Below are 7,861 nucleotides of genomic sequence, written 5' to 3'. Positions count from 1 at the left end.
CGCCAACTCGTACTGAAGACCGCCGCACGCGTGGTGCTGAGCGGGCGCCGCATCACCTTTGTGATCGAATCCTCACGCGCCGCGCTGTGGCGGCGCTGCGCACGCGAGATGAACCGCCTCTACCCCGCCCGCGGCTCGCCTGCCCACCCAACCCTGCCCACGCCAGCGTAGTACCGGGTGGGGAATGTGAGACGCCGAGCCTCCTCCCGGTCACCCGTGGGGAAAGGGGCAGTATGCCGCAAATCACACATCTACCGCCGACAGGCCGCCCTCCCGCCACAGCCGCAACGCTGCGCGGCGAATATCCAGGATTTCACGAATATCCGAGGATGATACCGGATACGATGATTGGTTGTGCATTCCGAAAAGCAGTCACTGATGCCGCAATAGCCTCTCTTCGATTGAAGAATGCACAATCAATCCTTCCATCCGGTATGAGTGCGTGAGTGCGCTGGGACCGAGGCTCCCGCGCTCGCGAGTGCCTGAAGACACTCGCTTGAACTACGGAAAGCCTCGCAAACCCCGCGAGGCTTCAACCGCGCACCCCGGGTCTTCCCGGCGCCCGGTTTGCCGCCGGACGGCAGCCCCGTCGAACCGTCACGAAAACGAAGGGGCTCCCGCGTAACGGGAGCCCCTTTCGACATCAGCGTCGACGGCGGTGAGTCACACTAACGCACTCACGCACTCATCAGGCCTCGCTGCGGACCGTCCCCACGCAGGCGCAGGCGCCGCACGAGCAGAGCACCCCGTTGCAGGCCACGCACCGGGTGCCCACGTAGTCGTCCAGGCGGATGCCGCAGTTGCCGCACACCGAGCGGGCGCGCTTCGGCGGGCCGCCCGTCGACGCCTCCGAGCTGTCGCGCACGCCCTTGTACGCCACCCCACGGGCTTCCAGGTAGGCGCGGTGCAGGGCCAGGGTCTGCTCGCGCCGGCGCGCCGTGCCCTCCTCGCGCTCCTGCACCTGCGCGCGCTCCCGCTCCGCCTTCAGGCTGGGCCAGGTCTTGTACCGCTTCAGCGCCTCGGCGCGCTCCGCGGCGTCGGACACGGGCTCGATCCGCTGCTTCACCACCTGCAGCGGAAAGGCGCGCGGGCGCAGCTGCGTGAGGCTGAAGAGCGAGACGTACTCCGAGGAGTCCCCCCCGAGCGCCGGGTCGAACACCAGCGTGTCGCCGTCACCGCTGTGGCGGCCGACCCAGAGCTTTCCGCCGTGGATGTCGAAGCCGATTTCCATGGAGATCCTCGTCAGGTGGGAGTCGCGTGCCCTCGGTTCCGTCGCCCTGGCGGGACGGCCCGGGGGAGAAGTGAAAAACCCGCGGCGGTGCGTCAGCGGGAACGCACACCGCGGGCGATCCGGAGGCGAGGACCTGCGGCCCTCTTTCATAAAGTTAGCACATTTATCCACATACGGATAGTCCCCGCGCGCCGCGGGGGGCGCGCGGGACGTCCGGGGGTCCGGCGGGCCCGCCGCGGCGCGGGTGCGCCCGCGGCGGGATTTCCGGGGGTGCGCTACTTCGAGCGGACGAGGATGGCGCCGTTGCCGTGGTCGGTGCCGAAGCGCGCCGTGGCCTGGTTGCCGTCCAGGTACTCGATGCTCAGGATGCTGTTGCTGGGGATCTGCCGCAGCGAGGCCGGCCCGCCGGCGCGGATGCCGTCGCGGTACACCTGCACCTGCTCCGGGCGGGTCATCGAGCCCACCCCGCGCGTGCGCAGCCAGTTGGGCCGGACCGAGGCGAGCAGCGAGTAGGCGTCGGTGTGCGCCACGGCCAGCTCCGCGATCTCCGCCTCCTCCAGTCGGGTGCTGAAGCGGCGGCTCCGCTTCGGGCGCGTGTCCTCGGAGCGCCGGCCCTGCGCCGCGTCGGCCGCGGGGGCGGCGCCGCGCGCCGAGGTGTCGGTGGTCTGCGCCGGGGAGGCCGGTGCCGCCGGCGCCGTGGACTGCGCCGCGGCGCCCGTGCCGCACACGGTGACGCCCGCCAGCAGGAGCAGCCCGCTCAGCCACGTCCGAGTCGTCGTCATGGTGCACCTCTATGATCGCAGGGTGGAGCCGACCCGCCGCGATGATTGTCGCGGTAGGCGCGGTAGGGGGTACGGCCGGCCGGTCGGCGGAGTTTCGTCCGCGCCGCCCCGTTCCGTACTGCTGTCGAGGGATTCCGGAACTGCACGCGCCGGGAGGCGCGCACCTCATCAGAAGCCGCGGGGCCCGGGAGCGTTGCCCGGCCGTCTCGCCCGGTGCGGCGGCGGGGCCGGCGCGGGACGGCGGCCGCCCGGAAGGTTCGGCAGCCGCTCCCGCGTCCCGTTCTCCCTCTCCCGCGTCGCTCCCCGATGCGCGGCTCAGCCTCCGCCGCCGTCCGGAGCGGATGGCCTGGTGAGAATATTGTCGCTTCGGAGTCGCTTCCGCAAGAAGTAGCGCGTCTGGCCCGGCGGGTAGTCCTCCAGCGCCCCGAAGACCTCGTAGCCGAGCCGGGGATAGTAGTCCGGCGCCTGGAAGCTGAAGGTGTCGAGCCAGACGTGCCGGCAGCCGCGCGCCGCCGCCTCTGCCTCGGCCCGCGCCAGCAGCCGCCTCCCCCAGCCGGCGCCGCGGTGCGCCTCGGCGATCCAGAGGATGGAGACGTACAGCCAGCCGAAGTAGATCTCGCCGAGCAGCCCGCCCTGGATCCGCCCCGCCTCGTCGCGCACGAAGAGGCGCAGGTGGTCCCACCCGGGGTCCGGCGCGTGGGCGCGGTTGAAGGCGACCAGCTGGTCGTAGACGAAGCGGACGTCTTCTTCCCGGGCGTCGTTCTCGATCGTGAGCGTCAGGGCGGACATGTCGGCGGATCGTGGTGTGAAAGCGACGAGGACGCGTCCCGCGGGTGCGCCCCTCATGTTCGGCCGGAGCGGGTCACCGCGCCAGCCTCCCGGCGTCCGCCCGGCTCGCCGGGGACGGGCTGGCGGGAGGGACGAAGGCGCGTCTTCTGCGCCGCTCCGCGGTCTCGAACGAATCGCGAACTAACGTTTGTAAAAGGCTGCGGCGCAGGGAGTTGACCAAAGTCTTCGCCCCCTGTACAATTAACGGATCTTCTGGAAAATCTCCCTCGGCGCGAGACTGCGCGGGGTTTCCCCACCGGGCCCGCGTCCGGGTACAACCGCTTCGACACCTGTTCGAACAGCTTCTTCGCCGGGGCGTACCCGCGTCCCGGCTCCCTGGCCGGGCTCCGCCGTGCCGGCGCGGTCCGACCGCTCTTTCCACCGATTCGGAGGACGCTCGATGGTACGCCAAACACGTTTGTTCCTGGCAGCCCTGTTCGGTCTGGCGGTGACCCCGCTGGCCGTGCTGGCCCAGGAACGCACGACGATCACCGGGACGGTCCGGACCCCGGGCGGCGCCCCGGTCGCCTCGGCGACGGTACGCGTCCAGGGAACCACCACCGGCGCGGTGACCACCGCGAGCGGCACGTACCGCCTGGCGGTGACGGGCGCCGCCGGACAGCGCGTCACGCTGCGCGCCAGCAAGGTGGGCCACTCCGCGCAGGAGGAGTCCGTCGCCCTGAACGGCGGCGAGCTGACCCAGAACTTCACCCTGAGCGAGCAGGCCATCAACCTGGAGGGTGTGGTGGCCACCGCCTCGCCCACCGGCGAGGCCACGCGCCGCGAGATCCCCAACGCGGTGGCCCAGATCCCCACCGCCGAGATCATCGAGCGCACCCCCTCCATCACCAACGTCACCGCGGCGCTGCAGTCGCGGGTGCCGGGGGTGCAGGTGGCCGCGCCCGCGGGCACCGAGGGGACGGCGGCGCGCGTGCGCATCCGCGGCGTCAGCTCGATCAGCGCCGGGGCCGCCCCCGTGTACGTCATCGACGGCGTGCGCATGTTCGGCGGCACCCAGGGCGGCTTCGACCTCTCCGGCCAGTCGCAGTCGGCGCTCGACGCCATCTCCCCCCAGGAGATCGAGAGCATCGAGGTGATCAAGGGCCCCGCCGCCGCCACGCTCTACGGCGCCGACGCGGCCAACGGCGTGATCCAGATCATCACCAAGAAGGGCCGCCCCGGCCAGCAGCGCATCCAGCTCTCCGGCCGCGCCAGCTACGGCGAGCAGGAGTGGGGCGCGCGCACCTTCACCAACTACTCGCTCTGCACGCAGGCGCGCATCGACGAGCGCTTCCCGGCCAACCACCAGTTCTTCCCGAACCAGCCCGTGTGGCCCGGGTGCCAGGGCGTAGCGGCGGGGTCGCTGATCTCGGCCGACCTGCTGCGCCAGGACCCCGCGGCGCTGCGCACCGGGCACAACCGCATGTACCACCTGGACGCCCGCGGCGGCGGCGAGCGCTTCGGCTTCTTCCTGAGCGGCACGCTCGACAACAACGACGGCGTGGTCTTCAACAACGAGTTCGAGCGGATCGCGGCCCGCGGCAACTTCACCGTGGCCCCGTCGGACAAGCTGAGCCTGGACGTGAACTCGGGCTACTACCGCATGTGGACCCGGCTGCCGCTCTCCGACAACTCGTCGAACAGCGTCACCCGCAACGCCAACCGGGCCATCCCCGGGCGCCAGGGGAACTTCGGGATCGGCTGGGCGAACCTCTCCCCCACCGAGATCAACGCGTTCGACGACGAGACCCGCACCGACCGCTTCATCTTCTCGTCGACGGTCCGCTGGCAGCCGTTCTCCTGGTTCCGCAACCGGATCTCGGGCGGCTTCGACTACAGCAACCGCGACAACGTGCGGTTCTTCGAGATCGACCTCACCGGGAAGGCGCCCTACGGCGCGGTGGCGGCGACCGGCGCCCGCTACCAGTACAAGCCGGTGGCGCGGCTCTACACCTTCGACTACGCGGGCACCCTCTCCGCCGACTTCCGGCGCGACCTGAGCTCGGAGTTCACCTTCGGCACGCAGGTGATCGCCAACCGCTTCGGCTCGCTGCAGGGCAACGCCGAGGGGCTGCCCAGCAACAACGTGAGCCTGATCGGCCTGGCGGTCACCAACACGGCCAGCGAGGGGAAGTCGGAGCAGAGCACGGTGGGCTTCTTCGCGCAGGAGCAGCTCGGCTGGCGCGACCGCCTGTTCATCACGGCGGGGCTGCGCACCGACGACAACTCGGCGTTCGGCGAGGACTTCGACTTCGTGGTCTACCCCAAGCTGGGCGCTTCGTGGGTGGTCTCGGAGGAGCCGTTCTTCTCGGTGCCCGGGGTGGACCAGCTGCGCCTGCGCGCCGCGTGGGGCCGCGCCGGCAACGCGCCCGACCCGTACTCGGCCGAGCGGAACTTCGCGGTCACCAACGTGGTGCAGTCGGACCTGACCGCGCGCCCCGCGCTCGTCACCTCGAGCTTCGGCAACCCCGAGCTGCACGCGGAGAAGGGCGAGGAGTACGAGCTGGGCTTCGACGGCTCGTTCCTGAACGGCCGGATCGGCGTCGACTTCACCTTCTACAACAAGCTCACCAAGGACGCGCTGATCCCGGTGCCGGCGGCGCCGTCTTCCGGCTTCACCGCCAGCGTGCTCCAGAACGTGGGCGAGATCTCCAACCGCGGGACCGAGCTGGCGCTCGACATCCTGGCCGTGGAGACCGAGAACTTCACCTGGACCTCCCGGGTCAGCCACTCCACGAACCGCAACCGGCTGGAGTCGTGGGGCGGCGTGCGCGACGAGCCGATCTTCACCGGCTTCAGCCTGACCAACGTGGGAGTCCGCATCGCCGAGGGCGCGCCGCTGGGCCAGTTCTACGGCACGGTGCCCTCGGTGGACCCCGTCACCGGCGAGCTGCTGCGCGACGCGCAGGGGAACCTGATCGTGACCCGCGACACGGTGTACTTCGGCAACAACCAGCCGACCCGCACCCTCTCGTGGGACAACACGTTCCGGGTGTTCCGCAACCTGGCGCTGGGCTTCCAGCTCGACCACCAGGGCGGGCTCTACCAGATCAACCTGACCCGCCGCACGCGCACGCTCGACCAGGTGACGCGCGAGACGGTGGACCCGGCGGCCGACTCGCTGCAGCGGCGCATCCTCCTGTCGGGGGCCGGCGCGCAGTGGATCGAGAAGGCCGACTTCGTGAAGCTGCGCGAGATCTCGGCCAGCTACACGCTGCCGTCGCGCTTCGCCCGCCGCATGGGCGGGGAGGCGGTCATCCTCACCGTCTCGGCCCGCAACCTGAAGACCTGGACCGACTACACCGGGACGGACCCCGAGGTGAACGCCGCCGTCAGCGACTTCACGCTCGCGGAGACCAACTCGATTCCGCCGACGCGGCGCGTGACCGCCTCGGTCACGGTACGCTTCTAACTTCGTAGGGAGACGCAAAGCATGAGGCACACTCTCGGCAAGCGCGCGGGGCGGCTCCTGCTGGTCTTCGGACTGGCGGGGCTGGCCGCCTGCGACGCGCTGCTCAACGTAGACAACCCGGCCACCTTCTCCGACGCCGACCTGGACGACCCGGTGCTGGCGCCGCAGCTGGAGGCGGGGGTGGTGGCCCGGTTCAACCTGATGTACGACGAGCTCGCGCTCTACAGCGCGGTGCTCACCGACGAGGCGAACACCGGCCACAACTTCGAGCAGATCCAGCAGGTGGACCTGCGCCAGATCGACAAGACCAACACCTCGGCCAACGCCGACGTGTACAACCAGCTGCAGCGCACGCGCGCCGCCGCCGACAGCTTCGGCGCCCGGCTCACGCGGGTGCTGGGCGACAGCGCCACCAGCAGCCTCCGCATGGCGCGGGTGCAGGCCTACGGCGCGCTCAGCTACGTGCTGTTGGGCGAGTTCATGTGCGAGGCGCCGGTCGACCCGGCGCAGCCGGCGATCTCGTCGGACTCGATGTTCCGGATCGCCATCTCGCGGGCGAACGAGGCCGTCAACATCGCCAACGCCTTCCGGACGGCCGGCGGCGCGGCGGCGCGCGCCGACTCGATGATCAACCTGGCGCGGGTGTCGGCGGCCCGGGCGTACCTGAACCTGGGCGAGAAGGCGCAGGCGGCGGCGCTGGCGGCGCAGGTCCCGGCGGCGTTCGAGCTGCGCGTGTTCTACGACGACATCAACATGAACAACGGCTTCTTCGGGGCCACCCAGGGCTCGACGGGCCGGTGGATCGGGGTCGACGCCGCCTTCCGCGGGCTGAACGACCCGCGCGTGCGCCACGGCACCTCCTCGGTGACGGGGCACGACCGGGTGACGCCGCTGTTCATCCCCACCCTGGGCACCTCGTTCGGGGGCTTCAACCCGACGGCGACGATCGCGAACCAGCAGTACACGCGCAGCACGTCGATCCGGGTCTCCTCGGGGCTGGAGGCGCAGTACATCCGGGCCGAGGCCGAGGGGCTGAACGCCACCAACCTGGCGTTCGTGAACTCCCGCCGCGCGGTGGGCGGGCAGGCGGCGCTGCCGTCGACCATCACCCCGGCGGAGTTCCTGACCGCCCTGATCGACCAGCGCCGGCGCGACTTCTTCCTGGACGGGCACCGCCTGGGCGACCTGCGGCGCTACATCCGGCTCTACAACCTGGACTTCTTCCCCTCGGGGACGCGCGTCAGCCCGCGCTTCCCGGACTCGACGTACGGCACCGCGACCTGCTTCGTCCCGAGCCTCAACGAGGAGATCGGGAACCCCAACTTCTGAGCCGCTCCACGGCTCGGCAGCGAAGCAGCCGGCAGTGAAGAGCCTCCCCCGGGCAGCGGCCCGGGGGAGGCTCTTTTCTCGTCACGTGCCGTCTTGACGGGGATCGTTCGGGATCGAGATCCGCAACTGCCATGTCTCATACCACTTTGCAGAGCATCGTTCGGGTACAGCTTTCTGATAAAGCCTCACACAGAGGACACAGAGAACACAGAGAAACTTCAATCGCGTCTTCAGTTCCTCCGTGTTCTCTGTGTCCTCTGTGTGATTCCCAATCTGTTC

General features: G+C 70.2%; 5 protein-coding genes. 2 read left to right on the top strand and 3 right to left on the bottom strand.

Annotated features, from left to right (window positions below):
- Positions 1-688 precede the first annotated feature (688 nt).
- The 3 genes from VF746_29750 to VF746_29740 form a co-directional block, all read right to left on the bottom strand.
- Complete coding sequence (locus VF746_29750) at positions 689-1,231, bottom strand: hypothetical protein (GenBank protein HEX8696640.1); 543 nt, start codon at positions 1,229-1,231, stop codon at positions 689-691.
- A gap of 275 nt (positions 1,232-1,506) precedes the next feature.
- The gene (locus VF746_29745; protein HEX8696639.1) at positions 1,507-2,013 is read right to left on the bottom strand and encodes a TonB-dependent receptor plug domain-containing protein; all 507 of its coding nucleotides are present in this window, start codon (positions 2,011-2,013) and stop codon (positions 1,507-1,509) included.
- Positions 2,014-2,328: 315 nt separating this feature from the next.
- Positions 2,329-2,802: a GNAT family N-acetyltransferase gene (locus VF746_29740; GenBank protein ID HEX8696638.1), complete on the bottom strand. Its 474-nt coding sequence runs from the start codon at positions 2,800-2,802 to the stop codon at positions 2,329-2,331.
- 457 nt (positions 2,803-3,259) lie between these two features.
- Between VF746_29740 and VF746_29735 the strand changes: the two genes are divergently transcribed.
- Together VF746_29735 and VF746_29730 are read left to right on the top strand one after the other, a co-directional pair.
- Positions 3,260-6,253, top strand: a complete 2,994-nt coding sequence (locus VF746_29735; protein ID HEX8696637.1) for a SusC/RagA family TonB-linked outer membrane protein — start codon at positions 3,260-3,262, stop codon at positions 6,251-6,253.
- Positions 6,254-6,274: 21 nt separating this feature from the next.
- Positions 6,275-7,582, top strand: a complete 1,308-nt coding sequence (locus VF746_29730; protein HEX8696636.1) for a hypothetical protein — start codon at positions 6,275-6,277, stop codon at positions 7,580-7,582.
- Positions 7,583-7,861 lie beyond the last annotated feature (279 nt).

Source organism: Longimicrobium sp. (genome assembly GCA_036389795.1).
GTDB lineage: Bacteria > Gemmatimonadota > Gemmatimonadetes > Longimicrobiales > Longimicrobiaceae > Longimicrobium.
The sequence above is the reverse complement of the archived record's forward strand: the minus strand, read 5'-3'. Positions and strand labels throughout refer to the sequence as shown.

What these genes read in the sequence shown, in the direction of transcription:
- VF746_29750 (HEX8696640.1), bottom strand. Translation starts at nt 1,231, where the DNA reads ATGGAAATCGGCTTCGACATCCACGGCGGAAAGCTCTGGGTCGGCCGC.
- VF746_29745 (HEX8696639.1), bottom strand. Translation starts at nt 2,013, where the DNA reads ATGACGACGACTCGGACGTGGCTGAGCGGGCTGCTCCTGCTGGCGGGC.
- VF746_29740 (HEX8696638.1), bottom strand. Translation starts at nt 2,802, where the DNA reads ATGTCCGCCCTGACGCTCACGATCGAGAACGACGCCCGGGAAGAAGAC.
- VF746_29730 (HEX8696636.1), top strand. Translation starts at nt 6,275, where the DNA reads ATGAGGCACACTCTCGGCAAGCGCGCGGGGCGGCTCCTGCTGGTCTTC.